11 protein-coding genes and 3 pseudogenes are annotated in these 16,069 nt (G+C 59.7%); 7 read left to right on the top strand and 7 right to left on the bottom strand.

Annotation, left to right across the window (positions count from 1 at the left end; translation table 11 throughout):
* The first annotated feature begins 402 nt into the window (after positions 1-402).
* The 3 genes and pseudogenes from repA (at position 403) to repC (ending at position 4,150) form a co-directional block, all read left to right on the top strand.
* Positions 403-1,616 (top strand): annotated as a pseudogene (repA, locus tag MHI61_RS02345) (plasmid partitioning protein RepA).
* Between the two features lie 42 nt (positions 1,617-1,658).
* Positions 1,659-2,708: a plasmid partitioning protein RepB gene (gene repB, locus MHI61_RS02340; protein WP_239789383.1), complete on the top strand. Its 1,050-nt coding sequence runs from the start codon at positions 1,659-1,661 to the stop codon at positions 2,706-2,708.
* Positions 2,709-2,858: 150 nt separating this feature from the next.
* Positions 2,859-4,150, top strand: a pseudogene (gene repC / locus MHI61_RS02335) (plasmid replication protein RepC).
* 46 nt (positions 4,151-4,196) lie between these two features.
* Here the strand turns inward: repC and MHI61_RS02330 are convergent.
* Positions 4,197-5,372, bottom strand: a complete 1,176-nt coding sequence (locus MHI61_RS02330; RefSeq protein ID WP_239789382.1) for a glycerate kinase — start codon at positions 5,370-5,372, stop codon at positions 4,197-4,199.
* A 220-nt stretch (positions 5,373-5,592) separates the two neighbouring features.
* Positions 5,593-6,996: an SLC13 family permease gene (locus MHI61_RS02325; protein WP_239789381.1), complete on the bottom strand. Its 1,404-nt coding sequence runs from the start codon at positions 6,994-6,996 to the stop codon at positions 5,593-5,595.
* A gap of 66 nt (positions 6,997-7,062) precedes the next feature.
* On the opposite strand from MHI61_RS02325, the gene MHI61_RS02320 reads away from it, so the two are divergent.
* Complete coding sequence (locus tag MHI61_RS02320; RefSeq protein WP_239789380.1) at positions 7,063-7,416, top strand: hypothetical protein; 354 nt, start codon at positions 7,063-7,065, stop codon at positions 7,414-7,416.
* 162 nt (positions 7,417-7,578) lie between these two features.
* Here MHI61_RS02320 and MHI61_RS02315 read toward each other — a convergent pair whose 3' ends face one another.
* The 3 genes from MHI61_RS02315 to MHI61_RS02305 all read right to left on the bottom strand — a co-directional run bounded on the left by MHI61_RS02315 (position 7,579) and on the right by MHI61_RS02305 (position 9,637).
* A complete protein-coding gene (locus MHI61_RS02315; protein ID WP_239789379.1) occupies positions 7,579-8,295 on the bottom strand; it encodes a DUF6065 family protein in 717 nt (238 codons plus the stop codon).
* Positions 8,296-8,366: 71 nt separating this feature from the next.
* Positions 8,367-9,098, bottom strand: coding sequence for a hypothetical protein (locus tag MHI61_RS02310; RefSeq protein WP_239789378.1), 732 nt, complete (start codon positions 9,096-9,098; stop codon positions 8,367-8,369).
* A complete protein-coding gene (locus tag MHI61_RS02305; RefSeq protein WP_239789377.1) occupies positions 9,095-9,637 on the bottom strand; it encodes an RNA polymerase sigma factor in 543 nt (180 codons plus the stop codon). The genes MHI61_RS02310 and MHI61_RS02305 overlap by 4 nt, the downstream gene beginning before the upstream one ends.
* Positions 9,638-9,756: 119 nt before the next feature.
* Here MHI61_RS02305 and MHI61_RS02300 point away from each other — a divergent pair, with 119 nt between their 5' ends.
* The 3 genes and pseudogenes from MHI61_RS02300 (at position 9,757) to MHI61_RS02290 (ending at position 14,148) form a co-directional block, all read left to right on the top strand.
* Positions 9,757-11,175: a S8 family serine peptidase gene (locus MHI61_RS02300; protein WP_239789376.1), complete on the top strand. Its 1,419-nt coding sequence runs from the start codon at positions 9,757-9,759 to the stop codon at positions 11,173-11,175.
* Positions 11,176-11,464: 289 nt separating this feature from the next.
* The gene (locus MHI61_RS02295; protein WP_239789375.1) at positions 11,465-12,031 is read left to right on the top strand and encodes a sugar transferase; all 567 of its coding nucleotides are present in this window, start codon (positions 11,465-11,467) and stop codon (positions 12,029-12,031) included.
* 123 nt (positions 12,032-12,154) lie between these two features.
* A pseudogene (locus MHI61_RS02290) lies at positions 12,155-14,148 on the top strand (nucleoside-diphosphate sugar epimerase/dehydratase).
* A 33-nt stretch (positions 14,149-14,181) separates the two neighbouring features.
* Here the strand turns inward: MHI61_RS02290 and MHI61_RS02285 are convergent.
* Together MHI61_RS02285 and MHI61_RS02280 are read right to left on the bottom strand one after the other, a co-directional pair.
* The gene (locus tag MHI61_RS02285; RefSeq protein ID WP_239789374.1) at positions 14,182-15,456 is read right to left on the bottom strand and encodes an O-antigen ligase family protein; all 1,275 of its coding nucleotides are present in this window, start codon (positions 15,454-15,456) and stop codon (positions 14,182-14,184) included.
* A 307-nt stretch (positions 15,457-15,763) separates the two neighbouring features.
* Positions 15,764-16,012 carry a hypothetical protein gene (locus MHI61_RS02280; RefSeq protein WP_239789373.1) on the bottom strand — a complete coding sequence of 83 codons (249 nt, stop codon included), beginning with the start codon at positions 16,010-16,012 and terminating at the stop codon, positions 15,764-15,766.
* Between the last annotated feature and the right edge of the window lie 57 nt (positions 16,013-16,069).

Raw genomic sequence — 16,069 nt, 5'->3', positions numbered from 1 at the left:
ACAGACCGGCAATTCTCGTGTGAGTTCAGATCTGAGTCATGTGCCGAGCTGCGGCTGACCGACCAAACTCGGGACGCCTTGCTGCCGGCACGCGCGGCGCTCAATCGTCGCCGACGGGGCCGGGCTTGCGGCCAGGGCTTGTGTCAAAGGGTTCGCATGCTCGATATGCGATTCCGCTACAATGCCGTTGTTGCACCTTGGTCTCGTCCGATTCGGCCTCTGAATGCGCGATTGCCGCACCCGTCAGCGACACGCGCGCGCTTGGGCAAGTGCTTGAAAAAGATTGGACAACCTCTTGATAGGGTCTTGTTAACCCTATTTGCCTTGCCACTCCTCCAGAAATCGGCGCTAAATGCGGTTTCAAAGCACGTAGAGCTTTTAAATCGCATTTTCGAGATTTCCATGAATATGGCACCGCAGATAGAAAAAGCAATTTCCGATGTCGACCAGCTGATCATCGGTCAGGCGCAGGAACTATCCGACAAGCTGAAGCAGCATCGGCTCGAAATGTTTCCGCCGCGCGCGCTTAAAGGGCTCAGGGAATTTCAGCTTGCCGAAGTGGCGCGGTTTCTCGGCGTGACCAGCGGCTATCTTCGCAATCTGTCGCTGGAGGGCAAGGGCGCCCTCCCCAGGTTACGCCGTCGGGCCGTCGGTCCTACACGGCGGAACAGATGGAAGAGATGCGCGCCTTCCTTGAGCACAATGCGCGCGCCGGAACACATTATGTGCGCCATCGCCGCGGCCACGAACATCTGCAGGTCGTCGCGGTTGTCAACTTCAAGGGCGGCAGCGGCAAGACGACGAGTGCGGCGCATCTTGCCCAGCACCTTGCCCTGACGGGTCACCGCGTCCTTGCCGTCGATCTCGACCCGCAGGCGTCCCTCTCGGCCATCCACGGCTTTCAGCCGGAGTTCGACGTCAACGAGAACGAGACGCTCTACGCCGCCATTCGCTACGACGATCGGCGGAGGCCGTTGCGGGAGGTGATCCGGCCGACCAATTTCCCGAACCTTCATTTGGTGCCGGGCAACCTCGAGCTGATGGAATTCGAGCATGATACGCCGCGGGTCCTCGCTCAGGGCAAGGCAGGCGACTATGGACGCGTGTTCTTCGCCCGGCTGGACGAGGCGCTTTCTTCGGTCGCCGACGACTACGACGTCGTCATCATCGACTGCCCTCCCCAGCTCGGCTTTTTGACCATGAGCGCCATTTGCGGCGCGACGGCGGTCCTGATCACCGTTCATCCGCAGATGCTCGATGTCATGTCGATGTGCCAGTTCCTGCAGATGCTTGGTGAAGTGCTGAACACGCTGAAGGGCGCCGGTGGCAACATGAACCTCGACTGGCTGCGCTATCTCGTGACCCGCTACGATCCGCAGGATGGGCCGCAGACACAAATGGTCGCCTTCATGCGGTCGATGTTCAAAAACCACGTGCTCACCAATCCGATGTTGCGCAGCGTGGCGATTTCAGATGCGGCGATGACCAACCAGACGCTTTACGAGGTCGAGCGAAGTCAGTTTACCCGGGCAACCTATGACCGCGCCATGGAGGCGATGGATGCGGTCAACACCGAAATTGCCGATCTGATCCACAAGGCGTGGGGGCGGAAATGACCAGGAAGTTTACTGCGGTAAACCGGGGCGGGGAGATGGCTGATGGCGCGTAAAAATCTCCTCTCCGGCCTGATGGACAACTCCAAGAAGTTTACTGCGGTAAACAATGAGGATGAGCCGACCCATCGCGATGAGCGACAGCACATCACCTATAAAGGGATCGGTGCTCTCGGGGCCGTCACGCGCAGCATTGATGCGCTGGCTGCGAAGGCTGATGCAGCCAGGGCGATCGAGGAGCAATTGGCGAGCGGCGAGACGGTGGTCGATCTCGATCCCGCGCTGATCGAAGATTCCTTCGTGACGGATCGGTTGGTTCATACCGACGAGCAGTTCCGCGAACTGGTCGAGGCGATTCGCCTGCGCGGCCAGGATTCGCCGATCCTCGTGCGTCCACATCCCGAGAAAGACGGCCGATATCAGATCGCCTTCGGGCATCGCCGCGCCCGCGCTGCAAAAGAGCTCGGCCGGCCCGTCCGCGCGGTGGTCAAGAAGCTTGACGATCGCGACCACGTCATTGCTCAGGGACAGGAGAATTCGGCGCGCGCCGATTTGTCCTTCATCGAGAGGACGATGTTTGCCGACAGGCTCGATACGCTGGGCTTCGACCGGGAAACGATCATGTCGGCCCTCAGTGCCGACAAGACCACGGTTTCCAAGATGCTGTCCGTTACCAAACGGATTCCAGCCGAAGTCCTGGTTGCGATCGGCGCGGCCAAGACCACCGGCCGCGATCGCTGGCATGATCTGTCGGTGAAGTTCGAGACTGAAAACGTCGCCGCCCGGGCGATCGAGTTTACTAGGTCGGTGGAGTTCGAGACGGCGGAGCCGGACGCTCGCTTCGACATGCTCGTGGCCTTCATCACCAGGAAACATCAAGCCTCGTCCACCGCAGCGCTTCAGCCCGTGGCCCACGCCTGGCAGCGCCAGGACGGAGCCGTCAAGGCGAAGATCAAGGATGATGGAAGGCAGTTCACCATCGCGCTGAAGGCGGAAAAGGCATCTGCCTTTGGAGCCTACATCGCCAGCAATCTGGATCGCCTCTATGAGGCGTTCGAGAAGACACAGGATTCGACGAAGAACGGAGATCAATAAGCAAAAGAAAAGGCCCCCGAACGTTGCCGTCGCGGAAGCCCTCTCTGATCTCAGACACCCAGAGAATCACATTTCCGCGAATCATAGTCAAGAGTCTTTGGCACCGAATTTGGTGAGCCGCGATCTTTTGCCTTGAAGAAGGCGAAGAAAATGGAAAGCGGAAATGTGACGACGCCCTTCGGGCGGCGGCCGATGACGTTTGGCATGTTGGCAAGCCAGGCGGCGGCTCAAAAAATCGAGCCCGGTCAATCGATCGACAAATGGAGACTCTACCGCGCCCTGTGTGAGGCCAAGCCGCTGCTCGGCATCACCGACCGGGCGCTTGCCATCCTCAACGCCCTGCTGAGCTTTTATCCCAAGGGAGAGCTCTCTGAGGAAAACGGGCTCGTCGTGTTCCCTTCCAATGCACAGCTGTCGCTGCGCGCGCATGGAATGGCGGAGCAGACGATCCGTCGCCATCTGGCGACCTTGATCGAAGCCGGGCTGGTGATCCGCAAGGACAGCCCGAACGGCAAGCGCTACGCCCGCAAGGAGCAAGGTGGCGAGATCCGCGAGGCATTCGGTTTTTCGCTGGCGCCGCTGCTCGTGCGCGCTGAGGAAATCGAGCGGTTGGCGGCGGAGGTGGTTGCGGAACGGTTGCACCTGCAGCGGCTCAGAGAACGCTTGACGCTTTGCCGGCGCGATATCGCCAAGCTCATCGAGATGGCATTGGAAGAGGGCGCCACCGGCGATTGGAGCCGGATTCACTTGCATTTTCGCGATGTCGTCGAGCGGCTGCCACGGTCGCCTTCCACCGAACAGGTCGCCGCCGCACTCGAAGAATTGGAGCTGCTGCGCGAAGAGATCATCAATCAGTTGGAAATGCAGGCTAAAGTTCAAAATCAAAGCGGCAATGCCCAACATTATGAGCGGCACATACAGAATTCAAATCCACAATCCATTACTGAACTTGAACCAGCTTCCGAAATGAAGCAGGGCGCAACGGCGGATGATCGATCGGCAGGTCGAGCCGAACCGACAGTCCGAATACAGAAAGATGAAGAGAAGAATGGGCGTGTGCCGGCCGCAAGTTCTGCCTCCGCTGCCAACGGTGCGCTCAAATCCTTCCCGCTGGGGCTGGTACTGCAGGCCTGCCCGGAAATCGCAGCCTATGGTCCACAGGGCTCGGTCGGCACATGGCGCGAGCTGATGGCCGCGGCTGTAGTCGTTCGTTCGATGCTCGGCGTCAGCCCATCGGCCTACGAGCAGGCCTGCGAGATCATGGGACCTGAAAATGCGGCCACTGTCATGGCCTGTGTCCTTGAAAGGGCAGGGCACATCAACTCCGCCGGCGGTTACCTGCGCGATCTGACACGACGCGCCGAGAAGGAGAATTCGCCATCGGACCGATGTTGATGGCCCTTGCCCGCAGCAATTCGCCGATGAGAGCTAAGACGGGATGAATTGGGTTGTAGAAGCTAACTTTGTCCCCTTTACCCTTGCTCAAGGTCACGCAACCTCGCGCCATCGTGCGCCAAGCTTCATGCCCACCATGACCATGCGGACTGCATCCTCTGCCGCTCGAGAGAGTAGTTTCGGGGCGCCGAAGATCGCGTCTTCCAGCGAGCAGGGCCTGCTCAGTATCGACGCAAAGGCATCAATGCCATGCTCGAAATTAAGGCGTACGCCTTTGCCGATGGTGCCGGCGAGCGCGATGACCGGCACTCCGGCAATTTTTGCCCGTGCAGCCACTTCGGCAGGCACCTTTCCATATGGGGTTTGCCCGTCAAGGCTGCCCTCCGCGGTGATGATCAAATCAGCCTGTGCGATAAACCGGTCGAGCTCCAGATACTGCATGACGATGTCGTAACGCGGATGCAATCTGCCGCCGAGGAGGCCGAGTATCGCGGCGCCAAGTCCGCCGGAGGCGCCGGATCCGGGCGCCATGCCGACATCGATGCCCGTCGTGCACCGAATCGACGTGGCATAGGCCTCCATGGCGGCAGCGAGCAGCTCCACCTGCATCGGCGTTGCGCCCTTCTGCGGCCCGAAAATGCGCGCAACACCGCGTTCACCGAGGAGAACATTGTGCCAGTTGACGGCAGCATCGATGCGCACGCCATCAAGACGAGGATCACGGCCGCTCAAATCAATGGCGGCGAGGCGGGAAAGAGCTGCGCCGCCGCGGGGCAGGCGATTGCCTCCCTGGTCCAGGAGACGGATGCCGAGCGCTTCGGCCATGCCGGCGCCGCCATCGTTGATGCCGCTATCGCCACAGCCGAGAAGGATGCGGCGTGCACCTCGGTCGAGCGCGGCACGCATCAGTTCGCCAACGCCATAGCTCGTCGTCACGCAGGGATTGCGCTGGTCGCGCGGCACGAGGCTGAGCCCGGCGGCAGCGGCCATCTCGATGACGGCGGTCGGCTCGTCGCTGCCGCCGAGGAACCCGAAATGGGCCTCGACCGGGTCGTTGATCGGGCCGGTCACTGTCAGGTGGTGAAGCGTACCGCCGGTCGCCTTAACGAGCGCCTTGGTGAAACCCTCGCCGCCATCGACCATTGGCGTTTTGATGACGGTAAGGCCGGGAAAGGCGCGCAGAACGCCACTTTCGATGCAATCCGCGGCCTGATCTGCGGACAGACTTTCCTTGAAACCGGAGGGCGCGATGAGAACCGTGAATGACATGGGATGTTCCTTTCTACTATGACAACGATGTGACAGGGGAGGAACGGGACAGCCCCGAGGCTATTCCAGCAGGATGAAAATAAATTAGCCGACTAAATAAAAAAGACCGCACGCTGCGGCCTTTCCAATTTGTCTACCCGTACTGTTCAGTACAGCGGCAGGCCCTGCAGCGGCCAGATGAGTGTGGCGAAGACGACCAGCAGCACCACGAAGGGCACGATCAGCCAACCGGCGAGCCGGAACAGGTCGGCCTGTCCGAAGGGGGCGGATCCATCGCGCCGAATAGCGCTACCGGTTTGGCGGAGACCATCAGCGTTTGGCAAAAGCCGCTCGCCAACGTAACGACCATGACGAGATTGAGCGGGTCAACACCAAGGGCTGCGACCGGCAGGGCAAGCGCAGGTATCAGAATGGTCGCCCGCGCCGTGCGCGAGGTGATGACGAGGTGGGAAAGCGTCGCGACAATGGCAGCGAAGGAGACCAGGAGTGCGGGCGATGCCGCAATGCTGTTTCCGGCAAGGTCGACCATCCGCTCGGCCAGCACTTTGGCGGCGCCGGTCTCCAACAGCGCCTCGCCGATGACGAGCGTGCCGGCGAGGAAGAGCAGGAGGTTCCATTCCACGCTTTTGAGCGCCGCCTTCAGCGGAAGGGCGGAGACCTTTTGGTTCGCCAACAGCAGGGCAGCGGCGATGCCGATGAGCGGCATGCCGATGCCGTGCATGGGCTGGGCTGCGAAGAGCAGGATCATCGCGCCGGTCACGGCGAGCACGGTCCATTGCTGGCGTGTCAAAGGGGTCGGCGCCTCGTCGGCGTTGCGCTCGGCGATCGCTATGGCCCGCTCCTCGCGGGTAAGAAAGAGACGTAGAAGCACGGCGCAGGCGAGCAGCGAGCATAGCAGCGAAAAGGGTCCGGCAAGCGCAATCCAGCCCAGGAAATCGGGTCCTTTCTCCTGCAGGCGCTCCATCATCCCGGCCGCAACGAGGTGGGCACCAGCGCCGATCAGCGAAGCGCCGGCGGAGAGCAGGATGACCGAGGGAAAGAGCAGCGCGAGCGCGCGGTTGACCCGTGCATTGCCGATTGCGGCTGCGAGACCAAGATAGACCGGTGCCAGCATGGCGGCGCGCGCCGAGGTCGAGGGGATGATGAAGGCGGTGGCGAAGATCAAGAGCGTCAGCGCCCAGAACAAGCCTTGCACGGTGGCGAACCGGGCGAGCATCCGACGGATAATTTGTTCGATTACGCCGACTTGACGCAGCACGCCGGCCACAACGAAGGCCGCCAGCATCAGCCAAACGATATCATTGCCGAGCGAGCGGTAAAGCACGTCCTCGTCAATCGCGCCGACGACCGGAAGAAGAGCGGCAGCGGCGAGCGCCACGGGCGTGTCCGGCAGGTCGAGGATGGTCCAGGCGGTGATCGTTGCGACGAAGACGGCGAGTGTCAGCCGCATCTTCAGGGTGAGGTCGTCGATCGCCAGGAAGATCAGCATGGCGCTGAAGGCGAGCACGATCGCCGCGACGATCTGCTTGACGCGGGCAAGCGGCACGGTCCGCTCGGCCGCCAGAGAGGGTTCCCCACGCCGGTTGGCGTGGGGGTTCAGAGGGGCAATTGCATATAGGGCCACGATCGCCCTCCTTTCGGGTTTCAGACTGAGCCTCAATCGTCGTCGGAGGACGAATTTGACGAGGAATTGGAGGAAGAATTCGAGTTCGAATTGCTCGAAGAGTTCGATGAACTGTTCGAATTGGAGTTGCTCGACGAGTTAGAGCTGCTGTTTGAGCTCGAATTCGAATTGGAATTCGAGTTGGAATTCCGGGAGGAGTTCGACGAACTGTTGGAATTGCGGTTCGAGCTCCAGCTGCTGCGCCGGTCATCGTCCCGGTCGCGGTTATACCGGGCGTGGCTCGCCTTGTTGCTTTGCGTCATCTTCTGCAAAAGGCGTGTGACCGGGTCATCGGCGAGGGCGGGTGCGGGTGCCGCGGTACCGACCACCAGGAACGCGCTCAGGATTGCGATGAACTTCTTCATGACGTTTCTCCTTTGAGTGACAGCCTCCTTGGCTGCGAGGGAGAAACGGCGGTGAGCGATGGTTATTCCTCGAAAAAATAAAATATTTTCAATAGGATAATTTGAATCTGCAACACGCGCGGAAGCACCGCCGCTGCGATGGGCAGCGACGGCGAACCGGAAAATCCGTCTCAAAAAACTATCGCTGCGCGCGGGCGAAGCGGCGGTACCAGCCGTCCGATGCGAGTGTCTTGCGCAGGATCGTCTTGCGAACGGTGCCTTCCTCCGGGTTTTCGGTGCGGATGTCGGCGTCGAGGTCGGATGCGTCGCGGCGGAACGGGATGATCTGGACAATCGGTGTGCCGCGCTCCAGCACATGCAGGCCGTCCTCACCGGTGGCGAAGAACGGGAAGTGGATTTCCGACTGGTAGGTGTCGGTATCCACGACCCCAGCAACGACCTCGAAGACGCCATTCGGTCGATTGAGCGGCGGCACGAACAGGCAGCTCCAGCCGGGCGGCGTGCGGATGGTCCAATAATTGTGGAATTTGCACGGCGGCAGCGGCTCGCGCGGATTGCCAGCGACCTGATGGCTGGCATGGTTGCTGACGAGCGTGCGGTCGAAATCCCAACCGCAATCGACCGTTTTGCCACCGTCGGAGATTTCCATGCGCACGCTTGCCGCCAGCCCGATCACCCAGCCCGTCGCCATCGCGTCGAGGAAGGGCATGCAACGCTTCACGGTCAAGCCGCTGTTGTTGGATGAGACATGTGCCTCATCGACGGCAGGCAGCCTGCGGAACCAGTCGGGCAGCGCGGTCTTGGCGCGCACGGGAGCGGGGATAACCCCCTCGTCCTCCTTGCGGCAGAGAAAAGTCAATCGGGGCTGCGGTTTATTCAGAAAGGCCATTGTCATCGCTGTTCTCCCATCAATCGATGCGGGAAGAACGGCGCCCGGAAAGACTTATTCCTGATGATGGCAAATATTCATTCAGGGGCCAGAATCTCTCGTTCCTCCTCAGGCGAAAGTGGTGCCCCAGCCTGGATCGAGGCCAGATAGGCGTCGATCGTCTCCTGTGACGAGGCAGGTACGTATCCGTCGGCTTTCGCAGATGTTAGTGCGAGCCGCGTCGCCCAGGCGCCGTTCTGCCGGCAAGCGACGGTGAGCGTGCTGCTTTTCGGCTGCTTCAGCTCATATTCGCGGCAGAGTTCGCCACGTTCATCGCGGAATGAGGCGACGACATGCAGCACCGTTTCCGGGGAAGACAGGGTCACGTCCCGACCAGACATCTCGCGGTCGAGGACAGCGGCGATCTCTGCGCCGGAATTCGATGCAGACGGGTTTATGCGGCCCAGCGCAAAACCGACAACGCCGGTCACGATCGCCACAAGACTTGCCGCCACCGGCACGAGCCAGCGCCGCATCGTTTGCTGCTGTTGTTTTGGGCGGAAGGAAACGACGTTATCCTGCGGCGTTTGGCGCCGTACCTCATCCGCCATCCTGCGGACCGAAGCAAGCAACGCATCAGGCACCGGCTCGTCGATCAGCGGTTTCAGCGCGTCACCCACCACTTGGCGGCTGTCGAGGAAGACGGCGAGGCGTTCGCAGAGCGCCTCGTTACTAGCAAGTGCCTCTTCCAGAGCGCGGCTTTGCGTCTCGTCCAGTTCGCCATCGGCAAATGCCATCAATGTTTCATCGTCAAAATCTTTCTTGCTCATAGAACGCCGCCTTTCGTATCGGGCGAACGTCTCTCGCCAAAACTTATTCCCGTCAGCTCCATCAGATTTTTCCGTGCGCGGGCAAGCCTGCTCATCACCGTGCCGATCGGGATAGCGAGAACCTCGGCGGCATCGCGGTAACTGAACTCCTCAACGCAGACAAGCACCAGCACTTCACGCTGTTCGGCCGGCAGCTTTTGGAGGGCGGCGGTCACTTCGAGCAGATCGATGCGCGCAAGCGATGCAGCCTCGCCGGACGGAATCGACACATCGCGCGCATCCTCCAGATCGCCTTGGGGGCCAGCCGTTTTCTGGCGGCGCAGGTGGTCGATCCACAAATTGCGCAGGATGCGGAACATCCAGGCATCGAACCGACTGCCGGGTACAAAGCTGTCGGCTGCGAGGATAGCGCGCTCGCAGGCCATCTGCACAAGGTCGTCTGCCAATTCCCGGGAACGGCACAGCGAGATCGCAAAACGCCTGAGGTTCGGCAGGAAGGCAACCAGCCGTTCGGGTACTGTCTGCGTGTCGTTGGTCATTCCGCTTTTTCGCACGCGAGGGAATAAGCTGTCGAGTCAAACGTATTCTCGGGATAGTTTGATCGAAAGTGGCTTCTCGATCAGAGAATCCAATCGGAAACTGCCGCAGGAGACCGACCATGCTGCTTAAAATCAAGATTAAGTCATTGCGCCTTCTCGCTGCTGCAACTATCGGCGGGGTGCTTACTGTTCTGCCCCTGCCGTTGGCTGATGCCGGGTTCACCATGCCCGCTGCGCTTGCCGATGACGATGATGGAGGTGACGATGACGGCAGCAGTGGTGGTGGCGACGATAACGGCCGCGGTGGAGACCGTGACAATCCCGCATACCATCGGGGTGGAGGCGGCTTCCATGGTCTACGTTCGCTCTTTCGCTGGCCATCCCGCGAGCGTCGTACACCCATGCGCCGCCCAGCCCCAACGCCGGAACAGGCGCATAACGAGCTCGTCGCGATTGGTCTTGAAGAAGACGCGATTGCCGGACTGACCCAGGAGGGCTTTGCCGTTGATGATCGCATCCAGGTTTCGCTCATCGGCAGCGAAATGGTGAGGCTCATCGTGCCGGCGGGCATGACGCTCGATTCGGCGCGCGCTGCCGTCGTGGCCCGCAGTGCGACGGCCTTGGTCGATCTCAACCATTTCTACCAGCCGCAATCGGAGAACAAGGCAGGCTGCTCGGGGGAGGGGTGCGCACTCGTCCGCGAGATCGTCGGGTGGCCGACCAGTGAGATCACCCGATGTGCCAAGCCGCCCCGCATCGGTCTCATCGACACGGCGATCAATATCGATCATGTGACCCTGACGAATACGCGGTTGGAAGTCATTCGCCTCAGTGAAGGGGAGGCGACAAAGTCGGGCGCGCAGCATGGTACTGCCGTTGCTGCTCTTTTGATCGGTGCATCGGACAGCCGCGTCCCGGGCCTCCTGCCTGGGGCGGAACTCATCGCCATCGATGCCTTTCAGCGCTCCGGCAGATCTGCGGATATCGCCAACATTTACGACCTCGTCCGGGCGCTGGATATGCTCGTTCAGCGTAACGTCAAGGTCGTCAACCTGAGCTTGACCGGTCCGGCGAACGCGGTGCTCGAAAAATCGGTGAAAGCGGCGACCGAAAGGGGGATGATCCTTGTGGCCGCCGCCGGCAATGATGGCCCGAACGCAAAGCCTGTTTACCCTGCGGCCTATGACGACGTGATTGCCGTGACGGCAGTTGACAAGGGGCGCAACCCTTATCGCCGTGCCGTGCGTGGCGATTATATTGACATTGCCGCTCCTGGCGTGGGGGTCTGGACTGCGGCATCCATATCCGGCGCCCGACAAAAAACCGGCACATCCTTCGCTGCGCCCTTCGTCACGGCGGCGGTCTCGGTGCTGATCGCTGGGGATCCTAATATGTCGCTTGAAAGTCTGGAGGCAAAGATCAGGCAATTTACCGACGACATTGGGAAGCCAGGGAAAGACCCGGTGTTCGGGTGGGGGCTTCTAAACGCCAGCAGGCTTTGTGAAAGCCGCAGCGACACTAAGCCATCGGCGTTATAACGCCGGCTGCCCGCTTCACGGTCTGCTGACACGAAGGATTATGGTTAACAGAGCGTAACGGAAATAAAGGCCGAGATAGTTTCTGGTTGGCAGCTTCCCGCTTTCGGATCAGAGAGTTAGGGCCGAAGAAATTTTGAGAGACGGAAGAACGCCGCAATTGGATGATCGACCAAGCCGATCCATGGAGGAAACGACGTCCACTAGAGTTGACGCGAAACGCCTTTTTGACGATACGGCGCGGTGGGGCGTATGGCGAAATCCCCATGAGGCGATGGAACAAGTGCGGAGCATGGGTTTGAAACGGGCGGTCGATTTTCTTCTGGCTGTGGTCGCGTCGGCCATTCTGCTGGTTCCGATCCTAGTCGTCGCTCTATGTGTGCGACTGACCTCGACGGGGCCAATCCTCTACTGGTCAAAACGTGTCGGCCGCTTCAACCAGATCTTCCTGATGCCGAAATTTCGCAGCATGCGCGTCGACACGCCGACGGTTGCCACACATCTGCTCGAGAATCCCGATCGCTTTCTGACACCCATCGGTTCGTTTCTGCGCAAATCGAGCCTCGACGAATTGCCGCAGCTCTGGTGCATTCTGGGTGGCAAAATGAGTTTTGTCGGGCCTCGGCCGGCGCTCTACAATCAGTATGATCTGATCGAATTGCGGACCGCCCACGGCGTCGATAAACTCCTGCCCGGATTGACCGGTTGGGCGCAGATCAATGGCCGCGACGAGTTGCCGATTCCTGATAAGGTGAAATTCGATGTCGAATATCTCGAGCGGCGCTCGTTCAGTTTCGACATGCGCATTCTGTTTCTGACCGCCGGCAAGGTGATCGGGCGCAAGGGAATAAGGCATTAAGTTACCAACTTCCGATAGATAAGCGATGCGGAAGACCTTGATTTCCGATTATTTCAGTTGCGCTCGTTGTAGAAAATGACAAGAAGGTGGTTGTCTGATTGATCTGCGAGACGCTGGGAAGCAATGCCTGAAAATACCCCCACTGAGACGCCACGCTCAGCATGGTTCTTAGTGCCGATGCAGGCGCTCGTCGCCCCTCTGCTGGCGATGCCGCGTGCAGCCAAACGCGCGCTCGCCTTGCTGGTGGATTCAAGCTTTTGCGTCCTGACGATCTGGCTGGCTTATTGCTTCCGCCTGAACGAATGGACCGTCCTGACCGGCGTGCAGTGGTTGCCGGTCTTCGTTTCCCTGTGCATGGCCCTTCCCATCTTCGTCGTCATGGGCATGTATCGGGCAATTTTCCGTTACGCCGGTCTTGCCGCTTTCATCGCGGTTCTAAAGGCTATCGCGATCTACGGCGTCGCCTTCATGACGATATTTACGGCGCTCAGCGTCCCGGGCGTTCCGCGAACCGTCGGTATTCTCCAGCCCTTCCTGCTGCTGATTGCGATCGGACTGTCGCGGTTGGGTATCCGCTATTGGCTCGGCGATACCTATCAGCGGATCCTTCACCAGAATACGCTCGCTAAAGTGCTGATCTACGGAGCCGGGAATGCCGGCCGACAACTCGCCGGTGCTCTGACGAACAGCGCCGAACTCAATGTCGTCGGTTACCTGGATGATGATCCGCGTCTTAAGGGCGGCATCATGGGCGGCTTGCCGATCTACGACCCGTCAGATCTTCCGGTGCTCGCCGAAGCTCTTGGCGTGCACAATGTGCTTCTTGCTCTTCCATCCGCATCGCGGCAGCGGCGCAACGAAATCCTCGAGCGCATCCGCAAAGCCAGGGTGAATGTTCGGACATTGCCGGACCTGACTGCGCTTGCTCAGGGCCGTGTCGCCGTTTCCGACATTCGTGAGTTGGAGATCGAAGACCTGCTGGGACGGGAAGCGGTAGCGCCGCGGCAGGAATTGCTCGACAAGGCGATGCGCAAAAAGGTGGTTATGGTCACCGGCGCCGGCGGTTCCATCGGCGGTGAACTTTGTCGCCAGATTCTGCGCAATGCGCCTTCGACCCTCATCCTCATCGATCAGAACGAGTTTTCGCTTTATAATATTCACGCCGAATTGCTAAAGCTGGCTGAACTTTACCAGCAGGAAAGCCTACAGATCGTTCCGATCCTTTGTTCCGTCCGCGACCATGACCGCATGGAACATATTATGCAGAGCTGGCGGCCTCAGACGCTCTATCATGCCGCCGCTTACAAGCATGTGCCTCTCGTCGAACATAATGCCGTGGAGGGCATCAAGAACAACGTCATGGGGACGCTGATCACCGCACGCGCGGCGAACAAATGCGGCGTCTTGAATTTTGTGCTGATCAGCACGGACAAAGCCGTGCGTCCGACGAATGTGATGGGTGCCAGCAAGAGGCTGGCGGAGATGGTTCTGCAGGCGCTTGCCGCAGAACCGGCCGTTGACAGAGTGCGCACGAATTTCTCCATGGTCCGGTTCGGAAACGTGCTCGGTTCCTCCGGATCCGTCGTGCCGCTGTTTCGGCAGCAGATCAAGGACGGCGGGCCGGTTACCCTGACGCACCCGAAAATAACCCGCTACTTCATGACCATTTCGGAGGCCTCGCAACTGGTCATTCAGGCGGGCGCGATGGCCGAGGGCGGGGATGTTTTCCTGCTCGACATGGGCGAGCCCGTCCGCATCGCAGACCTCGCCCGCAAGATGGTCGAGCTTTCGGGATTGACCGTCCGCGACGAGGATAATCCCGAAGGGGACATCGAGCTTTCCGTTACCGGCCTGAGGCCCGGCGAGAAGCTTTATGAAGAGCTATTGATCGGGGATAACCCCGAGACAACCGAACACCCCGGATTATGAAGGCGCGCGAGGATTTCCTGTTCTGGCCGGAGCTTTCGAAGAAGCTCAGCTTGCTCAATGCGGCATTGGATCGAAACGATATGGTCGCGGCACGCGCGACCTTGGCAGAACTCGTCTCCGGCTATTCCTCAACCGGTGAGGTTTCGGATCTTGCCTTCACCGGTGCCGAAACCGTTCCGGCAGCCTGAAGACGACAATGCGCAAGCATTGAGCGCGGGAATTCAGCTTCGCACGACGGGCGCGAAGACTGTGCTGCCCCGATCCAAGCATATCAGGGCGACCATATAGGCGAAGATCGGATCCAGTGCCTTTTGGTTGAACATGATGCCGACGCTGCCAGTAACAATGTAGCTGCTGGTGAGCAGGAGAGCGAGCGCTATGGACAGGTCCCTGCCAGGACCGGGTTCCTTTTTCCACGCGGCTATCAAGGGCGCCAGGAGCAGCAGCGAAAGCGCCGCGATGCCGACAACGCCGGCGTCAATTCCCGCTGTCAGAAAGCCATTATGGACATGCGAGAAGGTCAAGTATGGCCGCATGCTGTCTGGCAGTTCCGCCAAGACCGAGGCCATCCGGTTTTGCGGGCCATACCCGGTCAACGGGTCCTTGCTGATTGCTGACAGTGCGCCTTTGTACAAAGCGACCCGTGCGCTGAGTGAGGTAATCTCACCTTCACTGCGTTCAAGCGCTGCCATATTTTCCTGCAGCGCGTGGATGCGATGGATGATCTGGCCGCTGCCTAGCGCGATAAGTCCCGCAAACAGCAAAGAGCCGGTGATGGCGAGACTGCGCAAACTCAGATGGAAGCTATGTTTGCGAAAATACCAGAGAAGGATGACGAGATGGATGGGAATGGCCAGCCACGCCGAACGCGTTCCCGAAAGCAGCACGCAGCCGAGGCCAGCGGCATATCCCAAGATCGCAATTCTTTGCTCCACGCTTTTGGGAGACTGAACGTTAAGAAGCGCTGCGCCGCCGAAAAGAAGGCCTATGATTCCCAGGAGTGCAGCATTCGACGTCCCAGCCTCTGCTCTCTCCATCAGAAACATGATCTGCACCAGGCTGACGAGAAAGGTAACGATCATGCCAATCCCGGCGCCGAGGATAAACAGCGGCACGAGGCGGCCATCGGGAGATTGGCGCATTCGCGGCAATATCAGCCAGATCGAAAAGAAGGGCAGGAGCCGGAATATCCAGTCTGCCACTTCGGAATAGGGCGGGTTGATGAAGATGCTGGCGATCATCACCAGCGGGTAGATCGTCATGCAGATGGCGACTGCCCGGTCCGATTTCGAAAAGTTCAGAGGAAAGCGGGCCGTCGCCAGCAAGTAGATGCCCGACAGCATCGACCCGAGGAGGATGAACCCGTTGAAATTAGGTGAAAGTCCGGGCAGGATTGCAAAGAGAAAAACCGCAATGCCATTGGTTCGATCAAGCGCGCTTCCAGACCCGCTTCCGGGATGAAGTAGCGCAATCACGAGTTGCCTGAAATAATTCACTTTGCTGATCCTGAGGTGTCATTGATCCCGCCTCGCTAAGGACCGATGTCACCGCTGTCAAGCTGTGGGCGCGGGCTCAACTCGCGCTTTTCTCACTATTGTATTCCGGCAACAGCAAACCCAGATGCTTCTTCCTCTACAGGCGATGCGTCGCAACGCCCTGCAACGGCAAAGCTGATGCGATGACGAAAGACGTTTGAGGTGCGGCCTTGCCGTGGGGGTGTCATTCCCGCGTATGGGACGGCGCTCGAGCACACGATCCGGCTTTATCGTTATTCCAGCGCGGCTCATTCGTTGATGTCTACAGCTAACGCCAATATGAGGCCGAGCTTTCCGCCGATGATCGACCAAGGAGATAGCCGAACCCGAACGCCGCAATACCAATGCCAAGCAACAATGCGCTTGCGGTGTGCGGGTGGTCTCTGGCGCCGGCGGTGACTGCATAGGCCTCGCGTTTCACGCGGCTCGCCGCCGATTGGGCGGCCTTGGCCAATCCTTCCGGCTGTTCGACGGGTGTGCCGGTGAAGCCGGCGTCCAAATCCTGTTTGTCAGCCATGTCGGAACCTTTCCTGAGTTTACCGTCCTAAATTTTGCTCGGGGCTGCAATTTCATC

It is taken from the genome of Rhizobium sp. K102 (genome assembly GCF_022385315.1).
Lineage (GTDB): Bacteria > Pseudomonadota > Alphaproteobacteria > Rhizobiales > Rhizobiaceae > Rhizobium > Rhizobium croatiense.
This window is presented reverse-complemented; position numbering and strand designations above follow the sequence as displayed.

Excerpts from the sequence above, each read along its gene's own strand:
- MHI61_RS02300 (WP_239789376.1), top strand. The coding sequence starts at position 9,757 with ATGCTGCTTAAAATCAAGATTAAGTCATTGCGCCTTCTCGCTGCTGCA.
- MHI61_RS02310 (WP_239789378.1), bottom strand. The coding sequence starts at position 9,098 with ATGAGCAAGAAAGATTTTGACGATGAAACATTGATGGCATTTGCCGAT.
- MHI61_RS02315 (WP_239789379.1), bottom strand. The coding sequence starts at position 8,295 with ATGACAATGGCCTTTCTGAATAAACCGCAGCCCCGATTGACTTTTCTC.
- MHI61_RS02295 (WP_239789375.1), top strand. The coding sequence starts at position 11,465 with ATGGGTTTGAAACGGGCGGTCGATTTTCTTCTGGCTGTGGTCGCGTCG.
- MHI61_RS02280 (WP_239789373.1), bottom strand. The coding sequence starts at position 16,012 with ATGGCTGACAAACAGGATTTGGACGCCGGCTTCACCGGCACACCCGTC.
- repB (WP_239789383.1), top strand. The coding sequence starts at position 1,659 with ATGGCGCGTAAAAATCTCCTCTCCGGCCTGATGGACAACTCCAAGAAG.
- MHI61_RS02305 (WP_239789377.1), bottom strand. The coding sequence starts at position 9,637 with ATGACCAACGACACGCAGACAGTACCCGAACGGCTGGTTGCCTTCCTG.
- MHI61_RS02330 (WP_239789382.1), bottom strand. The coding sequence starts at position 5,372 with ATGTCATTCACGGTTCTCATCGCGCCCTCCGGTTTCAAGGAAAGTCTG.